The sequence below is a fragment of the Streptomyces tardus genome, from assembly GCF_018101125.2.
In the GTDB taxonomy this organism is placed as follows: domain Bacteria; phylum Actinomycetota; class Actinomycetes; order Streptomycetales; family Streptomycetaceae; genus Streptomyces; species Streptomyces tardus.
The window spans coordinates 1,746,084-1,766,783 of record NZ_JAELVF020000001.1 but is presented as its reverse complement, the minus strand read 5'-3'; the positions used below and the strand labels follow the sequence as shown (position 1 = coordinate 1,766,783).

The window sequence follows — 20,700 nt, the reverse complement described above, 5'->3', positions numbered from 1 at the left end:
GCCTTGGGGATGCCTGCGGGGGCGGGGCCCTCAGCGGTGGTGCTTCACCAGGAGGTGCCGGTCAGCCGCTCGTACGCCTCGATGTACTTCTCCCGCGTCTGCTCGACGACCTTGGACGGCAGCTCGGGCGGCGGCTGCTCGCTGCCGCGGTCCCAGCCCGACTCGGGTCCGGTGAGCCAGTCACGTACGTACTGCTTGTCGAAGGACGGCTGCGGGCGGCCCGGCTCCCAGAACTCCGCGGGCCAGAACCGCGAGGAGTCGGGCGTCAACACCTCGTCGCCCACGATCAGTTCCTCGTCGTGCGAGGCGTCCTCGGCGTAACCGAACTCGAACTTGGTGTCGGCCAGGATCAGTCCGCGCTCGCCCGCGATCTCCAGCGCCCTGCCGTAGACCGCGAGCGTGGTCTGCCGCAGCAGTGCGGCGGTCTCGGTGCCGACCCGCCGTACGACCTCGTCGTAGGAGACGTTCTCGTCGTGCTCGCCGACCTCGGCCTTGGTGGCCGGGGTGAAGATCGGCGCAGGCAGCCGCGAACCGTCCTCCAGCCCCTCGGGCAGAGCGAGCCCGCAGACCGTGCGCGACAGGCGGTACTCGGCCAGGCCCGAGCCGGTCAGATATCCGCGTGCCACGCACTCCACCGGCACCATCCGCAGCGGCTTGCACACCGTGACCCGGCCCGCCCAGTCCGAGGGCGCACCCTCGGGCACCTCGGTGGAGATCACGTGGTTCGGCACCAGATCGGCCAGCTGGTCGAACCACCACAGCGAAAGCCGGGTCAACACCCGTCCCTTGTCGGGGATTTCGGTTGGCAGCACCCAGTCGTACGCGCTGATCCGGTCACTGGCGACCATGACCAGCTCACCGGCGCCGTTCCGGTACAGCTCGCGGACCTTTCCCGTGTGCAGATGCACCAGCCCCGGTACCTGCACGGGCTCGGGCTGCTCGACGAATCCGGACACCGGTCCTCCACGGGGATCTCGACACGTAACGCTGATTCTCGCCTACCGGGGCGTGCGCAGCCGCGCCGGGTACCCGTGGGTCGGCGGCTCAATCGCGTTTGCAGATGCGGTCGAGCAGATTGGCCGTGGCCCGCTGGACGGTGCTGTTCGCGTGTCCGGGGCGGTCCAGCGCGGGCGACCAGGCGAAGGTGCCGGAGCTGAAGACCAGAGCGCCGCTCGGCGCCTCGTACAGCGAGGTCTCCTGGTGGCGCCGGACCCCGCGCCTGTCCGGATACGGCGAGTGCGCCAGCAGGATCCGGTGGTGGTGGTCGGGCAGCGCGGTGCGCGGGTAGTAGCGGTCCGCCTCGCCCGCGACCAGGCCCGGCAGTTCGTCGCCCTCGGCCGCGCCGGTGTCCTCCCACAGCCAGTGCGAGGCGTTCCGCACCACGAGCGGGTGGGGCTGCGGCACCTGGCCGGCGTACTGGATGCCCAGCAGCTGCTGCTCCGGGCGCCCCTGGTCGCGCCAGAGCTGGGAGCGACCGGGGCCGCGGCGTTTTCGGCAGCTCAGCAGCCGGTCCTGGTCGCCGGAGGGCAGCGCCTTCAACTCCACCTGCCAGTAAGCCGTGTTGGCCGAGAGGAAGACGAGCGAGGTGCCGTTGTCCCTGGCGTGCTCGGCCTGCAGGCGCATCGGTGCCGACCAGTACTCGTCGTGGCCGGGGAAGACCAGCCCGCGGTAGCGGCCGGTGTCGACGAGGCCGGCGTGCAGATCGCGGGCGTGTGCGTAGCCGAGGTCGTAGCCGTAGCGCTCGGCCCAGCGGATGAAGTCGTAGGCGTGGCCGACGTGGAGGGGGAGCCCGGCGCCGGCGTACGGACGGTCGAAGGAGACGGTGTGCGCCGCCTCGGCCTCGCCGAGCAGCCGTCCCTCCTCGTCCCAGGCGTGGTAGAGGCTGGCGCCGGTCCTGCCGTCCTCGGGAAAGAGGTTGTACGCCTGCCAGGTCACGTCCGGCAGCACCAGCAGCAGATCGGCCGGGTCCTTGCTGCGGACGGTGAAGGGGATGTGCGAGCGGTGGCCGTCCGCCGTGGTGAGGACGGCGACGTACGCGCCGCTGTTCCAGTGGCCGGGCACCGGCAGCCGCCAGGAGAGCCACCAGTGGTGACAGGAGACCGTGCGCTCGGCGCGCAGCGGTTCGGGCTGAACGATCCCCGAGAGCCGGGGACTTGTGGTGATCTTGGTGGCGCCGACGCCGCCGTAGTGGCCGATGCGGTAGACGTCCACCCCGAAGGGCTGGGGCGGGTTGACGGTGACCCGGAAGTCGATGGACTCGCCGGGCGCCACCGAGCCGGTCGAGGCGAACCCCTTGATCTGGCAGCGGACGTCGTCCGCGGTACGGGTGGTGCCGCGGCCCGCCTGCCGGGGGCCCGGGAGGATGCGTCCGTCGGCGGCGAGCACCGCGTGGTCGGCGTCGTCCACGTACCAGGGGACGACCCGGCCGCTGTCGAAGTAGTTCTCGCTGCCGCGCAGCCACGGCAGCGGGCCCTGACCGAACGGATCGGTCACCGCGTGCGCCAGCGCACCTGACTGCCATCGTCGGATCTGCTGCGTCCCCATCTGGCCCCCTCCCACTCGCGTGGGTACTCCCTCACGAGAGCCAAGCACATCACATAGTGCAGCGGCCTCATCACCATTCGTCGTGAATTAGTGGGCGCGAAATGACACGAAGTGAGTCGGAAGGGGGCAGAGGCGGCGAGAAGTTGTGACCGACGTGAACTCACGTGCCGGGACGGACGGATGGGGAGCGAGCGGATGTGGCGAGCATCACCCGGATCGGGGTGGCACGGGTGTGCGACGCGGCGCCGTGGGCCCCGCCGTGAGCGGTGGCGGAGCTTGTGTACGGGGGCGGCTCGTGCGCGAGCGTGCTCCGGGGGCGTGCTCGTGTGCGGTGTCGGGCGCGTGCGACGGGAGGGGTGCGCCGGGACGGGGCGTACGGCTCAGACCAGCCGCACCGGCTTGTCAGGGCGCACGCCGGCGGATGCGAGCCAGCCGCGCAGCGGCAGCGGATCGCCCTGCTCAGCCAGCGCGAGCACCGGCTCGGCGAGGTCCTGCCGCCGCTCGCCGTCCACCAGCAGAACGGGACCGTCCAGCCAGTCCAGCCCGGGGCGGGCGCCGCCCGCGTCCACCGCCGCGCAGCAGACGGCGGCGGTGATGTGCTCCGAGAGCACCTCGCGTCCGCTCTTGACCGGCTCCGGAGGCAGCCCTATCGGAGCCGCCTCGCCCGGACCGCCGGGCACCAGCGCGCCACCGGGTGCGGGTGCCGCCGGTGAACCGCGCTCCTCCCGCACGGCCGCAGCGCTGACCCTGGCGGCGAGCGCCGCGCGCTGCTCCTCGTCGGTCAGCCGCTCCAGGACCCGGCTCAGGGTCGGCCGACCCACCTCCTCCTGCGGGCCGGCACCGGGACGGGCCGGCTCGCCGTGCTCCTCCCGGAAGCCCTGGGTGGCGTCCAACGCGGCGAACAGGCGCGCCGCCGCCGCCCGCCAGGAGCGGTCCACGACCTCGTCCGGATAGGCCGACCAGTCGATCGGCTGCCAGCGAGGGTCGGGCGAGTGCGGCGCACCGTAGAACAGCCGGGCCGCCAACAGCGAGACCTCGCGGTCCACTTCGCCGGGCGTCTCCAGCAGGTCGCAGGCCGGACGCTCGCCGAGCCGGGCGGTGAACCCCTCGGCCAGCCGGTCCCGGCGCGAGAGCTCGGTCAGCGCCGAGACGACGCCCACGTCCAGCCGCGCGGGCCAGCGGCCCATCCGCCAGGCGGGCACCGCGACCCGGGTCAGCAGCCGGTCCCAGCCCGCGAAGGCCAGGCCCACCTGCTCCTGGGCGACCTGCCGCACGCCCTGGTCGACGGTTTGGGCGCGGATCGAGCAGGCCGTCGCGACGAGCCGCTCCATCTCCGCCGAGTGCGGTCCCGTCGGCCGCAGCAGCAACCGCGCCGGCGTACGCACCGACGGCCGCCGGCTCGCCGCGTCCAGTGCCCGGACGATCCGGCGGGCCGCGGCGATGTCCGGATGAACGGCCGGACCGGTGCCGGCGACCACCGGGGCGAGCAGCGCGCGCAGCTCGGCGACGCGCATCCACCACAGGAAGGGCGAACCGATCACCAGGGTCGGGGTCCGCGCCCCCTCGTCCTCCAACCAGCTGTCGCAGTCAGGTGTGAGCGCGATCGCGGAGGGCTCCGGCACATCCAGCCTGTCGGCCAGATCGCGGATCATCCGGTACAGGTCGGGTGCGTCCTGCTCCGCCAGCGGGACCGAGGGCGGGACCGAGGGGCGGGCGGTCGCGACGAGCGCGGTCAGGACGGCGGTGATGCCCAGCACGAGCACCGCAAGCGCCGTCACCGCCCAGCGCGGCCCGTCCCACGCGGCGTCGAACCGGCCCGTCGCCGAGCCCGTCCACAGCACCACCGCGACGGCTGCGGGAAGCAGCGCGACGGCGAAGACCGCCCCGCGAAGCCGCAGGACGGCCAGTGCGTGATCCCGTGCCGAGGCACGATCCCTGTCCGCTGTCGTCATCGAGCCGCTCACCCCCCTGCCTGTGGGACGCCGTGGACCATCCACCCACTGTGGCACCGGCGTCCGACCGCGCAATCGCGGTGAGCCAGACGACCGACGGCGTCCAGAAGCCGACGCGCGGAACGATAGTTCGGTCCGGCCGGGAGCACAGGAGCTAGGCCGGACCGTCACTCGATGGAATGGCTTTGGGCAGAGGTGTTGCACATCGGCCTCCGCCGGAGGTGTCCGACTATCGACGCATTCGATCAACTCCGGCTCGGCCCGGAGAAGTCGAGTGGGGACGGCCCCGCGCGCCTGCGCCCCGCGCACCTGCGCCGGGCGTCCCGGCGGGCTCAGCCCTCGGCGGCTGCGCGGGCGATGTCCCCCCGGTGGTGCGAGCCCTTCAGCGAGATTCGGCCCACCGCCCGGTACGCGCGCTCCCGCGCCTGCGCCAGATCCGCGCCGGCCGCCGTCACCGACAGCACTCGGCCGCCGTCGCTCAGCACCCGCCCGGTGTCGTCCGCCCTGGTGCCGGCGTGCAGGACGTACGCGTGCGGTGCGTCCTCGGCCGCGACCTCCGCCAGGCCCTCGATCACATCGCCCTTGCGCGGCGCGGACGGGTAGTTCTCGGCGGCCACCACGACGGTGACCGCGGCGCCGTCGTCCCAGCGCAGCGGCGGGAACTCGGCGAGCCGACCGGTGGCGGCGGCGTACAGCAGGCCGCCCAGCGGGGTCCGCAGCCGGGCCAGTACGACCTGGGTCTCCGGATCGCCGAAGCGGGCGTTGAACTCGATGACGCGCACGCCGCGCGAAGTGATCGCCAGACCTGCGTAGAGCAGACCGGAGAAAGGCGTGCCGCGGCGCCGCAGCTCGTCCACGGTCGGCTGGAGGACGGTCTCCAGAACCTCCTGCACCAGGCCCGGCTCGGCCCAGGGGAGGGGTGAATACGCGCCCATGCCACCGGTGTTGGGGCCCGCGTCGCCGTCGTGGGCGCGCTTGAAGTCCTGTGCGGGCTGGAGGGGAACGACCGTCTCGCCGTCGGTCACCGCGAACAGCGACACCTCGGGGCCGTCCAGGAACTCCTCGATCACCACGCGTGCGCAGCCCGCGGCGTGCTCGGCGGCGGCCTCGACGTCGTCGGTCACCACGACGCCCTTGCCCGCGGCCAGTCCGTCGTCCTTCACCACGTACGGTGCGCCGAACGCGTCCAGGGCGGAGACCGCTTCCGCGGCCGTGGTGCAGACGTAGCTGCGGGCCGTCGGGACGCCGGCGGCGGCCATCACGTCCTTGGCGAACGCCTTCGACCCCTCCAGCTCCGCGGCGCGCGCCGATGGCCCGAAGACGGGGATGCCGTGCTCGCGCACCGCGTCGCCGACCCCGGCGACCAGCGGGGCCTCCGGGCCGACGATCACCAGATCGTGTTCGGTCAGGCCGAGTTCGCCGGCGAGGGCGGCCACCGCCGCGCCGTCGAGGGCGTCCACCCGGTGGAGGGTGGCCACCTCGGCGATCCCGGCGTTGCCGGGGGCGCAGTGCAGCGCGGTGACGTCGGAATCGAGGGAGAGGGAGCGGCACAGGGCGTGTTCGCGGGCGCCGCCGCCGATGACGAGGACCTTCACGCACCGAAGCCTAGTGGTCCGCCGCGACCGGCCGGTCCGGCGGTCTGCGGTGTGGGACGACGGCGCCGGGGGCGGGCGCGAGGACGGGCCGTGGATGCGCGACGGAGGAGGGATGCGTGGCTGGTGGGCGGGCCGTGGCCGGGCTCGCCGGGTTGTGCTCGCGGGCGGCCGGCGGGCGGGGCCGTGGACTGGCCGGCGCGGGGCTGCGCGCGGGGCCGGGCGAGGGGCAGGGCGCGGCCTGCGGACGGGCCCGCCTCCCGGTCGTGGCCGGGGGCGGAGGGAGGCGCGGGCAGGCTGCCGACCGAGCTGCGGGGGCGGCCGTACCTACCACGGGTGAGCCGCGGTGGACGGTTGTTGACGCCCACTCTTTCGAGTGAGGCGCAGTCGTCGTCGCCGCCCGCTGAGCGGCGATTCTGGGCTTGACCGTTCCCGAACGCCCAAGCAGCGAAACGGTTTTGGGGGTAGAAATGAGGGTTCCGTGTGGCCGTTCGTCCAGCAGTGTGCGCGGCGGATGTGCCTCTAAGTGTGAAAAGCGACGTGCTCGGCCATCATGAGTGGCGGTGGGAGCGCGTTCTGTTGTGGGGAGTGGGCGGGTGACTCAGCCGGAGATGCGTCCCGAGGGGGCCGGCAAGGACCGCAGGGGCGAGCTGCTCGGCCAGGCGTTTCCGCTCGGCGACTGGGGGGAGCCCGCCGAGCGGCTCGACGAGTTGTACCAGTGGGTCGAGCAGCGCGCCCTGGAAACGGTCGACTGGTATCTCGCCGACCGCACCCACAAACGCCGCCTCGCCCGGCTGCTGCGAGCCGGGACCGCGGCCGGCCTCGCCGGGGGCGCGGTGCTGCCCGTTCTCGAACTGACCGGTGTCCTCGGTGCGTTGCTCACCCCGCTCGCCTGGGGCTACCTCTCGTTGGTGCTCGCCGTGCTGTGCGCCGGCGCCGATCGATGGTTCGGCGTGACCTCGGGCTGGATGCGCGATGTGGCGACCGCCCAGGCGGTGCAGCGTCGGCTGGAGGCGCTCCAGTACGAGTGGGCCACCGAGTCGGTGCGCGAGGTGCTCGGCCCGGCGGAGGGCACCGCGGCCGAGGCGGCGGAGCGCTGCCTGGGCACCCTGCGCAGGTTCAGCGAGGAGATCTCCGAGCTCGTACGCGCCGAAACGGGGGACTGGATGGTCGAGTTCAGAACGGGATCGGTTCCGCTGCTCACCCAGTCCGTCGCCAACCCCGGACCTGCCCGCAGGCCCGAGGCCGCGGGAGCTCTCGCGGCCTCGCGCTTCCCGATGCCGCCGGGCACCCGGCCCAACATGCCGCGCCAGCGCCCGCCGGAGAGCCCGCGCTGACGCACCGGCGCATGCTCGACGGCTGCTCGCGCCCGTACGCGTACGGGCGTGAGCAACCCGGGCGCCGTGCCCGGAAAGGACCGCCCCGTACGCCGCGGTCCTTTCCGGGCACGGCGCACGGACTCGCGGCAGCTCAGGAGAAGAGGATCATCGATCCCTGCGCGAGGCTGCGGGTGGCCGCCGCGTGCAGACCGAGCCAGACGTGCCGCTCGCGCGCGTACGGACCGCCCTCCTCGGTGGGCAGCGCCGGCTCCTCCAGCTCCGTCGGCCCGGGGGGCGCGGCCGGCGGTGCGGGCGGGTTGGCCGGGTCGATGCCCAGGCTCGGCGCGATGGTGTGCAGCTCGCGCAGCAGTCCGTGGCTGGACCCCAACGGCCCGCCGCCCTCCAGGAGTTCGTCGTTGCTCAGCGGCGCGGCGAAGTCCACCGGGACGTACGCGCCCGCGTGGTCGAAGTGCCAGACCAGATGGGACTGCTGGGCGGTCGGTTCGAACATCTCCAGCAACTGCTCGTAGTCGCTGCCCAGTTGGTCCACCGGCGTGACCTCCAGCCCGCAGGCGAGCAGCAGGTGCGCGCGGCGCAGCAGGTGCAGCGCGTCGTAGTCGAAACCGGCGACCGGAGCCACCTCGCCGGTGAGGCCCGGCATGTAGCCGTGCACCGGGACCGGGGGCAGCCCCGCCTCGTTCAGCGCACTGTCGTAGACCGCCAGTTCCTCGGCGAACGGATTGTCGGGGCTCTGGCACAGCACGTCGACCAGAGGTACCAGCCACAGATCACACGCCAAGGTGCACTCCCACTCCGTGAGGACAGTCGGACCAGCGTAGTGCCCGGCCTACCCGCGACGAAGAGCGTCAACCGGCCACGTCGTGCACCGGGCCGCACGAACGGCGGGTGCGGACATGCGAAAGGCCCGGTCTGCGGGAGACCGGGCCTTTCACCTCTGGAGCGGACGACCGGGTTCGAACCGGCGACCTCAACCTTGGCAAGGTTGCGCTCTACCAGCTGAGCTACGTCCGCGCGTGCGGACAACTATAGCCCTCTTTCCGGGGTGCTCCGACCAGCGCCCCGACCAGCCCACCGGCGACCCCGCACCCCGCCGACCTGCCAATCTGCCGACCTCGGATCCGCCGCCGTGCCAATCTCGGATCCGCCGCCCGGCAGCCCCGGCTACAGCCAGCCGCGTTCGCGGGCGGCGCTGGCCGCGGCGTGCCGGTTCTCCACGCCGAGCTTGGCCACGGCGGAGGAGAGGTAGTTGCGCACGGTGCCCGGGGCCAGGGACGCGCGCCGTGCGATCTCGGCGACGGTCGCCCCGTCCGAGGCGAGCTCCAGCAGCTCCGCCTCCCGCGCGTTCAGCGGGGAGTCGCCGGCGCTGATCGCGTCGGCGGCCAACTCGGGGTCGACGTACCGGCCGCCCGCGTGCACGGTGCGAATGATCTCCGCCAGGCGCTGCGCGGAGACGGTCTTCGGCAGGAAGCCGCGCGCACCCGCGGCCAGTGCCTGCTTCAGATGGCCGGGCCGACCGTGGCCGGTGACGATCATCGTGGCGCAGCCCGGGATTTCGGCACGGATCATCCGGACCACCTCGACGCCGTCGGCGCCGGGCATGTTCAGGTCCAGCACCGCCACGTCGGGCCGGTGTGCCCGGGCCATGGCCATGGCCTCGGTGCCTGACCCGGCCTCCGCGACCACCACCAGGTCGTCCTCCAGGGAGAGCAGCGCGGCCACCGCGCCCCGGATGAGGTGTTCGTCGTCGGCCAGCAGCACCCGCAGCGGCCCGCCCGTCTCCGCCTGCCCGTTCATCGCGCGTCCGTTCCAGCTCTGCCGGCCTTCGTGCCGTACCCGCTCCCGACAGCAGTATCGACGGCGCCGCTTCTCCCACGACCACCGCCACCGCCGCCCTCGCCTCCGCGGGCACCTTCGCCGGTGCCGCCGCGGCCGTCCTCGTGTGCTGCGCCGCCGGGCACCGGGATTTCGGCGCGCAGGACGAACACCTCGTCGTCCGGCGGAAGTCGGTCGTCCCGGACGCCGTGGCTCCAGCTGCGTCCGTCGCCGGTCGGCTCCGCCGGGTCGGGTGTGCTGAGGGTGCCCCGCAGCGCGCCGAGCCGCTCCCGCAGCCCGATGAGCCCCGCGCTGCGGCCGTTGCCCCCACCGCCGATGCCGCGTGCCGCCTTCACATCGCGGACACCGTCGTTGACCAGGGTCAGCACCGCGGCGTCGGGGTGCTCGGTCAACCGCAGCCGGATCACGCACCGGCTGGCGTCGGAGTGCCGCAGCACGTTCGTCGCGCCCTCCCGCACCACCCAGCCGAGCGCGGCGCGCACCGACTCGGGGAGAGCGGTGGTGGAGTCGGCGTCGATCTCGCACTCGATGCCCGCCGCGCGCAACACGCCCCGGGCGCCCGCGAGTTCGTTGAGCAGGCTGGTGTCCCGGTAGCCGCGCACGACCTCCCGCAGCTCCGACTGGGACTCCCGGGCGATCCGCTGCACCTCCACCATCTGGTCGAGCGCCGCGCCGGAAGCGGCGCCCGTGCGCTGTGCCAGCTGTACGGCCAGCTCGCTCTTGAGCGCGATGACCGAGAGGTTGCGGCCGAGCACGTCGTGCAGATCGCGGCCGAAGCGCAGCCGCTCCTCGGCGACCGCGAGCCGGGCCTGCGCGTGGCGGGCCTCGTCCAACTCCATGACCGCGGCCAGGATCCAGCCGGAGGCGCGTCCGGCGAAACCGCCGGCCAGGCCGGACCAGAGCGTCATCACGGCGTACACCGCCACCTGCCGCACAGGGCCGCCCGTCAGCAGCGCCATTGCCGCGACGATCGGCGTTGCGGCGAAAACCAGCCGCCCGAAGTCGCGGGGGCGCAGGTTCAGCGACAGCGACATCGCGGCCATGATCATCACGACGCTGGAGAGGGTCGTGACCCCGGCGGGTTCCCTGGTCATGCCCGCGGAGTCGAACGCCAGCAGCACGCCGACGATGACGGCGGCGCCGGCCGCGTTCGTCCACATCACCGCGGTGGGTCGGTCGCGCCGGTCCAGCATCCAGTCGAGGCACTGCCTGCTGGTGATCTGACAGAGCGCCGCGTGGGCGACAACGAGCAGGCAGACGACGCCGATCCCCCAGCGCGGCTCGACGACCACCGCGAGGCTGAAGCCGACCAGCACCTCCATCAGGGCGAAGAAGTTGAAGGTCCACCGGGTGTAGAGCTCGATCCGGTCCGGATCGCTCTTCCGGTCCCACCAGGCCGTCAACCTCTTCGCCGCCACGCGTCCCACTCCCTGCTGCTCCGTCGCCGTCCGCGTCACCGTGCCGGCAGACCCTAGCTGCGCGGCTCCCAGCGGAACCACCGGCGTACAGCCAACACCGAGCCGACTGCCCAGGCCAGACCGATCACCAGCGCGGCTGCGATGTCGCCGCCCTCCAGGGTTCCGGCCCAGCCGCCGCGGACCAGTTCCATGACCGGGCTCAGCGGGAGGAAGCGGCAGATCTCGGCAAGGCGGTCCGGCAGGACCTCCAGCGGTACGAAGACGCCGGAACCGAGCATGCTCACCATCATCATCGGCAGCGGGATCAGCTGGGCCGACTCCGTCGTACCGGCGAACCGGGAGGAGAGCGCGGCGAGCGCCGACATCATCACCAGGCCGAGCAGTACGCCGACCACCACCAGGTCGAACCGCTGCGGCGCCTCCAGGTCTAGTACGGCCGCGCCGCCCACCAGCAGCAGTACGGACTGCACCAGTGCCACGATCATCGAGGGCAGTGCGTTGGCCGACAGCAGCTCGGCGTCGTTCGCCTCGCCGGTCCGCAGCCGTTTGAGCACCAGCTCCTCGCGCCGTGCCACGTAGACGCCGACGAGGTTGGAGTACACCGCGAAGATCAGCACGAAGCCGATCGACGCCGGCACCAGCACCGTACCGACCGTCAGACCGGTGCCGGCCAGGTCCAGTTCGTCGGCCGGCTGCCGCATCGCGAAGGTGAAGATGACCGGCAGGAACAGGACCGTGAACAGTGACGCCTTGCTCCGCAGCAGGAGCGTCAGTTCCGCCCGCCCCAGCGCCGTGATCCTGCTCAGTGTCGAAACGCGGCCGTGTGCCACTGTCGCCGTGGTCATGCCCTCACCCCGTCCTGCGGGCCCGCGGCCCACGCCATTCCGTCGTTGTCCGCGGCGTCGCCGTTCGCGCCGCCGCCCTCGAAGCGCAGTTCGTCGCCCTGCCGGGCCAGCGACAGGAACGCCTCCTCCAGCGAGGCGGAACGTGCGTCCAGATCGGCCAGTTCGACACCCTCGTCCGACGCCCAGCCGAGCAGGATCGTCAGTGACTGCTGGAGGTGCTGGGTGCGGACCTCGGCACGACGTCCCTCGACGGCGACCGGCAGCGTCAGCGGCAGCCGGGCCGGAGCCACGTGCGCCGGCAGGGTGAAGCGGATGCGTGCGGGCTGGTTGGCGACCACCTCGGCGGGGGTGCCGGCGGCGACGATCCGTCCCTTGTGCATGATCGCCAGCTGGTCGGCGAGGCGCTCGGCCTCTTCCAGGTAGTGCGTGGTGAGCAGCACCGTGGTGCCCTGTTCCTTGAGCTCGCGCACCAACTTCCAGGTGTCCGCGCGGCCTTCGGCGTCCATACCGGTGGTCGGCTCATCCAGGAAGAGCACCTCGGGCCTGCCCATGACGGCCAGCCCCAGGTCGAGCCGGCGGCGCTCACCGCCGGAGAGGAGCTTGACCCGTACGTCACGGCGGTGGGAGAGGCCCACCAGCTCCAGGACCTCGTCCGTCGGACGGGCCCTGCTGGTGAGCCCCGCCCACATCCGGGCGGTCTCGGCGACCGTCAGTTCGGAGGGGAAGCCGCCCTCCTGGAGCATCGTCCCGGTACGCGGCCGTACCCGGCTGCGCTCGCGGTACGGATCGTGGCCCAGCACCCGGATCTCTCCGGCGGTCGGCTTCTCCAGGCCCTCCAGCAGTTCGACCGTGGAGGTCTTGCCCGCACCGTTGGTGCCCAGCAGTGCGAAGAGCTCACCCCGGCCGACGTTCAGGTCGATGCCGCGGACCGCTTCGTAGCCGGCCTCGCCCGACGGTCCGTACCGTCGACGAAGGCCGCTGACCTCGATGACTTGCTCGGTGTGTGTCATGCCTCCAGCGTCGCGGCCGGTGCGGCGCCGGGGCAGTGCCTGCTGTCACGAGCTGATCTGACATCCGTCACACGGACCGGGTGACTCGTGTCAGTCCCCGGGGGTCAGCGGCGCCGGTCGTCGTCCTCGCGTTGGCGGCCGGCTCCGCTGAGCAAGACATAAGCGGCCACCACTACACCGACAAGGAAGATGAACCAGGTCATGCTCATGGGAAAGTTCGTCCTTTCGTGCTGATCGTGGTGGCTTACCGTCGCCGGCGGTGAAGAAGCGCGGGACGGAGTGGGCGCATTTGATGAACGGAGAGTTTCACGGCTGTGGACAGACACAAAGGAACCCGATCCGAAGATCGGGTTCCTTTGGTTTTGAGCGGACGACCGGGTTCGAACCGGCGACCTCAACCTTGGCAAGGTTGCGCTCTACCAGCTGAGCTACGTCCGCACTCCACGCGACTCACGCCGGTGGTGCAGCTGCCACTCTACCTGATCGAACAGGCCATTTGAGCGGCTTGAGCGGGTGACAGGAATCGCACACTGCGCCTCCCCCTTGGAAAGAGGGCGCTCTACTACTGAGCTACACCCGCACGACCTGCGGTCCCGGGCTCCGCCCCGGTGGGCCGGTGCCCGCTCTCGCGGTGCGTTCCAGACTCTAGCGGATCACCCGGGGTGCATTGCAAGTCGGTTGCCGCACGGCTTGCGACCGACTGCCCCGGACGGGCCGCCGACGGTCAACTCGCGGCCCTGAACGCCTCGTAGACCTTGGACGGGATGCGACCGCGGGCCGGTACCTCGTGGCCGTTGGACTGGGCCCAGGCGCGGACGGCGCGCGGGTCGGGTGCGACGGCGGTGCGGGTGTACGCCTTGCCGGACCGCGTCTTCTTCCGGCCGGACCGCACGTACGGAGCGAGGGCGCCGCGCAGCCGCTTGGCGTTGTCCTTGCTCAGGTCGATCTCGTAGACCTTCCCGTCGAGGCCGAAGGTGACCGTCTCGGACGCCTCGCCGCCGTCGATGTCATCGGCAAGAGTCACTACGACGCGCTGTGCCACGAATATCGGTCCTTTCGGGAGGAACGCCGTCGGGTAATCGATCGGCGAACACCACGCTGCGGTGCGGCGATACGACTTTGCATGGAGTACGTCTGCAGAGCGGGCCGCTCATTTCTTTCTGACGCGACAATCCTTGCATGAAACGACGACCAAATTCACCCCCAAGTGCAGGGGTAATCTCAGGAGTCGGCATTCGCTGCCTCTTCCGGGTGTCGTTAATCGAGTCCCGATATCTGCCCGTGATCATGTCGAGACCATATCTACTCGCGTAGAAAATCCCGGCGGGTACGCTGAACGCGCAGCCTGGGGAGTCGAAGGGCGCTGTGCCCGGAGGCAAACGAGGCCATGGGCAACCAAGCATCAAGATCACCAGGAGTACCTGTGGCTCGCGTCGTAGTCGACGTCATGCTCAAGCCGGAGATCCTCGACCCGCAGGGCCAGGCGGTGCAGCGTGCGCTGCCGCGCCTCGGATTCGAGGGCATCGCGGACGTCCGCCAAGGAAAGCGCTTCGAGCTCGAGGTGGAGGGCCCCGTCGACGACGCCGCCCTCGCCCGTATCAACGAGTTGGCCGAGACCTTCCTCGCCAACACCGTGATCGAGGACTTCACGGTCCGCGTGGAAGAGCTCGAGGAAGAGACGGCCACCGCATGACGGCACGCATTGGCGTCGTCACCTTCCCCGGTTCTCTCGACGACAAGGACGCACTTCGCGCGGTGCGTATCGCGGGTGCAGAACCGGTGTCCCTGTGGCATCGGGACACGAGCCTGCACCAGGTGGACGCGATCGTCCTGCCGGGTGGATTCAGCTACGGCGACTATCTGCGCTGCGGCGCGATCGCCCGCTTTTCACCCGTGATGCAGACGATCCTCGAGCAGGCTCGGGCCGGGATGCCGGTCCTCGGAATCTGCAACGGCTTCCAGGTGCTGTGCGAATCGCACCTGCTGCCGGGGGCGCTGACCCGCAACGACCACATGCACTTCGTCTGCCGCGACCAGAAGCTGCGGGTGGAGAACGCCGACACCGCCTGGACCGTCGACTACTCGGCCGGCCAGGAGATCACCGTTCCGCTGAAGAACGGCGAGGGCGGCTACGTCGCCGACGAGCGCACGCTGGACGAGCTGGAGGCCGAGGGCCGCGTGGTCTTCCGCTACCTCGACGGCAACCCCAACGGCTCCCGTCGCGACATCGCCGGCATCACCAACGCGGCGGGCAACGTCGTCGGGCTGATGCCGCACCCCGAGCACGCGGTCGAGTCCCTCACCGGACCGACGACCGAGGGGCTCGGCTTCTTCACCTCGGCGATCACGACGCTCAAGAAGATGGTCCACGCCTGATGAGTTCCGACATCCACAGTTCCGCGCCGCGGACCCCTGCCCCGCCGCAGACTCCTGCCCCGCCGCAGGCGTCGAGGCTCGACACGACCGAGCACGCCGCCGCCACCCCGGACACCGAGCTTCCCTGGGCCGAACTCGGCCTGAAGGAGGACGAGTACGCGAGGGTGCGCGAGATCCTCGGCCGCCGTCCCACCGGTGCCGAACTCGCCATGTACTCCGTCATGTGGTCCGAGCACTGCTCGTACAAGTCGAGCAAGGCGCATCTGCGCCAGTTCGGCGAGAAGGCCCCGCACTCTGACGCCCTCCTCGTCGGCATCGGCGAGAACGCCGGCGTCGTCGACATCGGCCAGGGCTACGCGGTCACCTTCAAGGTCGAGTCGCACAACCACCCGTCCTACGTCGAGCCCTACCAGGGCGCGGCCACCGGCGTCGGCGGCATCGTGCGCGACATCATCGCGATGGGCGCCCGTCCGGTCGCCGTCGTCGACCCGCTGCGCTTCGGCGCCCCCGAGCACCCCGACACCCGCCGCGTGGTGAGCGGTGTGGTCGCCGGCATCGGCGGCTACGGCAACTGCCTGGGCCTGCCCAACATCGGCGGCGAGGTCGTCTTCGACTCCTGCTACCAGGGCAACCCGCTGGTCAACGCCGGCGCCATCGGCGTGATGCGGCACGAGGACATCCACCTCGCCAAGGCCGCGGGCACCGGCAACAAGGTCATCCTCTACGGCGCCCGCACCGGCGGCGACGGCATCGGCGGCGCTTCTATCCTGGCCTCGGAGACCTTCGAGGACAGCTCCGGAAAGCCCGCCAAGCGCCCCGCGGTGCAGGTCGGCGACCCCTTCCAGGAGAAGCTCCTCATCGAGTGCACCCTGGAGGCGTTCGCCGAGCGCCTGGTGGTCGGCATCCAGGACCTCGGCGCCGCCGGACTCTCCTGCGCCACCAGCGAGTTGGCGTCCAACGGCTCGGGCGGCATGCGCGTCGAGCTGGACGACGTACCGCTGCGCGACTCCACGCTCTCGCCCGAGGAGATCCTCATGAGCGAGTCGCAGGAGCGCATGTGCGCGGTCGTCGAGCCCTCGAAGGTCGAGCGCTTCCTCGCGATCTGCGAGAAGTGGGACGTCACCGCCACCGTCGTCGGCGAGGTCACCGACGGCGACCGGCTGGAGATCTACTGGCACGGCGAGAAGATCGTCGACGTCGACCCCCGTACGGTCGCCCACGAGGGCCCGGTCTACCAGCGCCCGTACGCCCGTCCCTCCTGGCAGGACGCCCTCCAGGCGGACGACGCCGGGAAGCTGCCCAGGCCGGTCGACGGCAAGGAGCTGCGGGAGCAGGTGCTGCGGCTGGTCGCCTCGCCCAACCAGGCCGACAAGAGCTGGATCACCAGCCAGTACGACCACCTCGTCCAGGGCAACACCGTGCTCGCCCAGCGCGAGGACGCCGGCATGATCCGGGTCGACGAGGAGACCAACCTCGGAGTCGCGCTCGCCACCGACGGCAACGGGCGCTACGCGAAGCTCGACCCGTACACCGGGGCGCAGCTGGCGCTCTCCGAGGCGTACCGCAACGTGGCCGCCACCGGCGCCGAGCCGCTGGCCATCACCGACTGCCTGAACTTCGGCTCCCCCGAGGACCCGGACGTGATGTGGCAGTTCGTCGAGGCCATCCGCGGCCTGGCCGACGGCTGCCGGCAGTTGGGCACCCCGGTCACCGGCGGCAACGTCTCGCTGTACAACCAGACCGGCGAGACCGCCGTCCACCCGACCCCGGTGGTCGGTGTGCTCGGCGTGATCGACGACGTCACCCGGCGCACCCCGATCGCCTTCGCGCAGGAGGGCCAGCTGCTCTACCTGCTCGGCGACACCCGCGAGGAGCTCGGCGGATCCGCCTGGTCCCAGGTCGTCCACGACCACCTGGGCGGGATGCCGCCCGCGGTGGACCTGGAGCGCGAGCGGCTGCTCGGCGAGATCCTGGTCTCCGCCTCCCGGGACGGCATGATCGACGCCGCCCACGATCTGAGCGACGGCGGCCTCGTACAGGCCGTGGTCGAGTCCTGCCTCAAGGGCGGCAAGGGCGCGCGGCTGGTCGTGCCGGACGGGATCGACCCGTTCGTCCTGCTCTTCTCCGAGTCGCAGGGCCGCGCCGTGGTCGCGGTGCCGCGCAGCGAGGAGGTCAGGTTCAACGACATGTGCGGGGCCCGGGGCCTGCCGGTGACGCGCATCGGCGTCGTCGACGGCGAAGAGGTCGAGCTCCAGGGGCAGTTCAGCATCCCGCTGAGCGAGCTGCGCACCGCGCACCGGGAGACCATCCCGGCCCTCTTCGGCTGAGCCGACGCGCAAGGCGCACCGGCGCACGCGGTGCACACGGCGAGCGGGCCCGGCCTTCGGAATCCGAAGGCCGGGCCCGCTTCGTGCGTTGCGGCGCGTGCCGTAGCCGTGGCTGCCGTGACGCTGTGTGCGGTCGCGGTCAGTATGCGGGCGGCATCATGCCGCCGGGGCCGCCCGGCCCGGGGCCGTACCCGCCGGGCCCGGGGCCGTAGCCGCCGGGCCCGGGGCCGTAGCCCATCTGCTGACTGCGCTGCTCCTCGTCGATCTGCCGGTAGATCAAGCCCTTGAACCCCTCGGGGTCCGGCACGTGCCTCAGCGTCATCATGCCCTGCTCGGAGGCGGACTGGATGTTGAGCGTGCCCTGTCGCAGTATCCGCTCCCACAGCGACGCCTTGAACGAGACGTCGTTGACGCGCGAGAGCGGAATGCTCCGCCCGGTCTTGGTCAGGAACCCGGTCCGCTTGTGCAGCCGTTTGGTGGTGAGGATGTAGAGCGTGCTGCGGAACTTCAGCAGCGGGATCAGCCAGAACCACAGAGAGGCGATCACCGCCCCGCCCAGCACCACGTACCCCGCGATGTCACTCCAGTCCTCGCTGCCCGGCACCACCCACAGCAGTGCGCCGGCGATGATCCAGATCAGACACAGGACGATGAACTCGCTGACCATCTCCGTCCAGTGCTGACGGGTCTGGTACACCAGCGCTTCGTCCTCGGCGAGGTAGCGCTCCGCATTACTCATGCCCGGAATCCTGGCACAGCCCGCGCTTCCCGCCTATGGCAGGAGAAAGCCGCTACATGCCCGTTACCCTCCTGGCATGCCTCCCGCACGTCGTACATCCCGCAGCTATGACCCGATTCGGGTACGTAACGCACTCGTCGCGCAGGTGGAGACGGTGCGCAACGCCGCCCATCAGCTGACGTCCGAACAGCTGGGCGCGCAGACCGGGTTGGCCGGCTGGGACGTCCACCGGCTGCTGGTGCACATCGCGGGCCAGATCGACGCCCTGCCCCGGCTGCTGGCCGAGCCGGCCCCCGCGGCGCAGCGGGCGGAGGTCGGGCTCACCGACTGGATCAGCTCCACCGGCCCCATCGCCGACGAGCTCGACCGCCGCACCCGCGACCAGGCCGCGGCGCGTACGGACGCCAGGGAGGCGATCGACGAGGCCGTCGCCGAGCTCGACCCCGTGCTGGAGACCGCCGTGCGCGAGGACGTGCTGCTGCCGCACCGCTTCGGCGCGATGCGCGCTCTGGACTTCACCCTCACCAGGCTCGTCGAACTCATCGCTCACTGCGACGACTTGGCACGCGCCACCCGCCACCCGCTCACACTCGACCGGTACGCCCTCGCGACGACCGTACGAGTCCTCGCCGACGCGCTCGCCGTCCGTGCGCCCGGCGCCTCCGTGGAGGTGCGGGTGCCGCCCTTCGCCGTGGTGCAGTGCGTACTGGGCCCCCGGCACACCCGCGGCACCCCGCCCAACACCGTGGAGACCGACCCGCTGACCTGGATCCGTCTCGCCACCGGCCGGGTCGACTGGAAACGGGCGGTCGCCGCCGGCGCCGTCACCGCCAGCGGCAACCGTGCCGACCTCACCGACCACCTGCCGGTGATGCACTGACCGGGTGCGGCCCCGTGACGGGAGGCGGCGGAAAGGCGGTCCGACGGCGTCGCGCACGCCGGATCCGGACCCGTACTGGTGAAAAACACATCCAGACGGTGAGCTACCTCTCGTACGAATCTGCCGCTTCGCAGGTCACGGCCGTACGCCCGGGTCCCCGGTTCGGAGCAGCGCGGCGGTCGGTCTAGACTCGTGAACGTGCCACGTGGTGACGGACGACTCAACCACGACCTGCTCCCCGGAGAGAAGGGCCCCCAAGACGCCTGCGGCGTCTTCGGTGTCTGGGCGCCGGGTGAGGCGGTCGCCAAACTCGCCTATTTCGGGCTGTACGCGCTGCAGCACCGGGGACAGGAGTCCGCGGGCATCGCGGTGAGCAACGGCTCGCAGATCCTCGTCTTCAAGGACATGGGCCTGGTCTCCCAGGTGTTCGACGAGACCTCGCTGGGCTCGCTCCGCGGCCATATCGCCGTGGGCCACGCCCGCTACTCGACGACCGGCGCCTCGGTCTGGGAGAACGCCCAGCCCACCTTCCGTGCGACGGGCCACGGTTCCCTCGCGCTCGGCCACAACGGCAATCTCGTCAACACCGTCGAGCTCGCCGAGCAGGTGGCCGAGCTCGCGGAGGGCCCCGGCGGCGGCCGCTCCTCGCGGGGCGGCCGGGTCGCCGCGACCAACGACACCGACCTGGTCACCGCGCTGCTGGCCGGGCAGACGGACGAGGACGGCAAGCCGCTGACCGTCGAGCAGGCCGCACCGCTGGTCCTGCCGAACGTCAAGGGCGCCTTCTCCTTCGTCTTCATGGACGAGCACACGCTCTACGCCGCCCGCGACCCGCAGGGCGTACGCCCGCTGGTGCTCGGCCGGTTGGAGCGCGGCTGGGTGGTGGCGAGCGAGACCGCGGCCCTGGACATCGTGGGCGCCTCGGTGATCCGCGAGATCGAGCCCGGAGAGCTCATCGCCATCGACGAGGACGGACTGCGCAGCAGCCGGTTCGCCGAGGCCCGGCCGAAGGGCTGCGTCTTCGAGTACGTGTACCTCGCCCGGCCCGACACCGACATCGCGGGCCGCAACGTCCATCTGTCCCGAGTGGAGATGGGCCGCCGGCTGGCCGCCGAGGCCCCGGCCGACGCCGATCTGGTCATAGCGACCCCGGAGTCCGGCACCCCCGCCGCCATCGGCTACGCCGAGGCGAGTGGCATTCCCTTCGGCGCCGGTCTGGTGAAGAACTCCTACGTCGGCCGGACCTTCATCCAGCCCTCGCAGACCATCCGCCAGCTCGGTATCCGGTTGAAGCTCAACCCGCTCAAGGAAGTCATCCGCGGCAAGCGGCTGGTCGTCGTCGACGACTCGATCGTGCGCGGCAACACCCAGCGCGCGCTGGTCCGGATGCTCCGCGAGGCCGGCGCGGCCGAGGTGCACGTACGCATCTCCTCGCCGCCGATCAAATGGCCGTGCTTCTTCGGCATCGACTTCGCCACCCGCGCGGAGCTCATCGCCAACGGCCTGAGCGTCGACGAGATCGGCAGCTCCCTCGGCGCCGACTCGCTCCGCTACATCTCCATCGACGGCATGATCGAGGCCACCGCGATCGACAAGCCCAAGCTCTGCCGGGCCTGCTTCGACGGCGAGTACCCGATGGAGCTGCCCGACCCCGGGCTTCTCGGCAAGCAGGTGCTGGAGTCCGACGACGAGCGGCGTTCCGGCTCCCGGCCGGACGTGGACGGCGTGCAGACCCTGCTCACCGGTCCGGGCGGTGCGGACGCCCTGCGCCGGCCGTAGCCCGCGAATCCCGCGACCCCGCGGCGACACCGTGAAAACCGCGCACCCCGCGAATCCCGCGACGG

17 protein-coding genes and 3 tRNA genes are annotated in these 20,700 nt (G+C 71.5%); 6 read left to right on the top strand and 14 right to left on the bottom strand.

Annotation, left to right across the window (positions count from 1 at the left end; translation table 11 throughout):
* Positions 1–44: 44 nt before the first annotated feature.
* From JGS22_RS07595 to purD, 4 genes are all read right to left on the bottom strand, one after another.
* Positions 45–956: a phosphoribosylaminoimidazolesuccinocarboxamide synthase gene (locus JGS22_RS07595; RefSeq protein WP_211041000.1), complete on the bottom strand. Its 912-nt coding sequence runs from the start codon at positions 954–956 to the stop codon at positions 45–47.
* An 88-nt stretch (positions 957–1,044) separates the two neighbouring features.
* On the bottom strand, positions 1,045–2,544 hold the full coding sequence (locus JGS22_RS07590) for a N,N-dimethylformamidase beta subunit family domain-containing protein (protein WP_211040999.1): 1,500 nt from the start codon (positions 2,542–2,544) through the stop codon (positions 1,045–1,047).
* Between the two features lie 380 nt (positions 2,545–2,924).
* Positions 2,925–4,496: a hypothetical protein gene (locus tag JGS22_RS07585; RefSeq protein ID WP_211040998.1), complete on the bottom strand. Its 1,572-nt coding sequence runs from the start codon at positions 4,494–4,496 to the stop codon at positions 2,925–2,927.
* 332 nt (positions 4,497–4,828) lie between these two features.
* Positions 4,829–6,091 carry a phosphoribosylamine--glycine ligase gene (gene purD, locus JGS22_RS07580; protein ID WP_211040997.1) on the bottom strand — a complete coding sequence of 421 codons (1,263 nt, stop codon included), beginning with the start codon at positions 6,089–6,091 and terminating at the stop codon, positions 4,829–4,831.
* A gap of 593 nt (positions 6,092–6,684) precedes the next feature.
* Between purD and JGS22_RS07575 the strand changes: the two genes are divergently transcribed.
* Positions 6,685–7,425: an SLATT domain-containing protein gene (locus JGS22_RS07575; RefSeq protein ID WP_216814877.1), complete on the top strand. Its 741-nt coding sequence runs from the start codon at positions 6,685–6,687 to the stop codon at positions 7,423–7,425.
* A 133-nt stretch (positions 7,426–7,558) separates the two neighbouring features.
* Here JGS22_RS07575 and JGS22_RS07570 read toward each other — a convergent pair whose 3' ends face one another.
* The 9 genes from JGS22_RS07570 to JGS22_RS07530 form a co-directional block, all read right to left on the bottom strand.
* Positions 7,559–8,206, bottom strand: a complete 648-nt coding sequence (locus tag JGS22_RS07570) for a putative DNA-mimic protein (protein WP_211039485.1) — start codon at positions 8,204–8,206, stop codon at positions 7,559–7,561.
* Between the two features lie 157 nt (positions 8,207–8,363).
* Positions 8,364–8,439 (bottom strand) — tRNA-Gly (locus JGS22_RS07565).
* A 150-nt stretch (positions 8,440–8,589) separates the two neighbouring features.
* Positions 8,590–9,222 (bottom strand): response regulator transcription factor, encoded by a 633-nt coding sequence (locus tag JGS22_RS07560; protein ID WP_211039486.1) that lies wholly within the window; start codon positions 9,220–9,222, stop codon positions 8,590–8,592.
* Entirely contained in the window at positions 9,219–10,679 is a 1,461-nt protein-coding gene (locus JGS22_RS07555; RefSeq protein ID WP_308405563.1) for a sensor histidine kinase, read from the bottom strand. Before JGS22_RS07555 ends, JGS22_RS07560 begins: the two co-directional genes overlap by 4 nt.
* Before the next feature lie 53 nt (positions 10,680–10,732).
* Positions 10,733–11,524 (bottom strand): ABC transporter permease, encoded by a 792-nt coding sequence (locus JGS22_RS07550; protein ID WP_211039487.1) that lies wholly within the window; start codon positions 11,522–11,524, stop codon positions 10,733–10,735.
* Positions 11,521–12,534 (bottom strand): ABC transporter ATP-binding protein, encoded by a 1,014-nt coding sequence (locus JGS22_RS07545; protein WP_211039488.1) that lies wholly within the window; start codon positions 12,532–12,534, stop codon positions 11,521–11,523. The genes JGS22_RS07550 and JGS22_RS07545 overlap by 4 nt, the downstream gene beginning before the upstream one ends.
* Before the next feature lie 365 nt (positions 12,535–12,899).
* Positions 12,900–12,972: transfer RNA gene (locus JGS22_RS07540), tRNA-Gly, on the bottom strand.
* A 70-nt stretch (positions 12,973–13,042) separates the two neighbouring features.
* Positions 13,043–13,114 (bottom strand) — tRNA-Gly (locus JGS22_RS07535).
* A gap of 144 nt (positions 13,115–13,258) precedes the next feature.
* Entirely contained in the window at positions 13,259–13,576 is a 318-nt protein-coding gene (locus JGS22_RS07530; protein WP_211039489.1) for a histone-like nucleoid-structuring protein Lsr2, read from the bottom strand.
* 381 nt (positions 13,577–13,957) lie between these two features.
* Between JGS22_RS07530 and purS the strand changes: the two genes are divergently transcribed.
* Genes purS through purL form a run of 3 tightly spaced genes read left to right on the top strand, consistent with a single transcriptional unit; the run spans position 13,958 to position 17,237 of the window.
* Positions 13,958–14,227 (top strand): phosphoribosylformylglycinamidine synthase subunit PurS, encoded by a 270-nt coding sequence (purS, locus tag JGS22_RS07525; protein ID WP_211039490.1) that lies wholly within the window; start codon positions 13,958–13,960, stop codon positions 14,225–14,227.
* The gene (gene purQ / locus JGS22_RS07520) at positions 14,224–14,910 is read left to right on the top strand and encodes a phosphoribosylformylglycinamidine synthase subunit PurQ (RefSeq protein ID WP_211039491.1); all 687 of its coding nucleotides are present in this window, start codon (positions 14,224–14,226) and stop codon (positions 14,908–14,910) included. Before purS ends, purQ begins: the two co-directional genes overlap by 4 nt.
* Positions 14,910–17,237 carry a phosphoribosylformylglycinamidine synthase subunit PurL gene (purL, locus tag JGS22_RS07515; RefSeq protein WP_211039492.1) on the top strand — a complete coding sequence of 776 codons (2,328 nt, stop codon included), beginning with the start codon at positions 14,910–14,912 and terminating at the stop codon, positions 17,235–17,237. Before purQ ends, purL begins: the two co-directional genes overlap by 1 nt.
* 139 nt (positions 17,238–17,376) lie before the next feature.
* Here purL and JGS22_RS07510 read toward each other — a convergent pair whose 3' ends face one another.
* Positions 17,377–17,976, bottom strand: coding sequence for a PH domain-containing protein (locus JGS22_RS07510; protein ID WP_236073072.1), 600 nt, complete (start codon positions 17,974–17,976; stop codon positions 17,377–17,379).
* Positions 17,977–18,052: 76 nt separating this feature from the next.
* Here JGS22_RS07510 and JGS22_RS07505 point away from each other — a divergent pair, with 76 nt between their 5' ends.
* Both JGS22_RS07505 and purF read left to right on the top strand, forming a co-directional pair.
* Positions 18,053–18,856 (top strand): maleylpyruvate isomerase family mycothiol-dependent enzyme, encoded by an 804-nt coding sequence (locus tag JGS22_RS07505; protein WP_211039493.1) that lies wholly within the window; start codon positions 18,053–18,055, stop codon positions 18,854–18,856.
* A gap of 198 nt (positions 18,857–19,054) precedes the next feature.
* Complete coding sequence (gene purF, locus JGS22_RS07500) at positions 19,055–20,635, top strand: amidophosphoribosyltransferase (RefSeq protein WP_211039494.1); 1,581 nt, start codon at positions 19,055–19,057, stop codon at positions 20,633–20,635.
* The last annotated feature ends 65 nt before the right edge of the window (positions 20,636–20,700 follow it).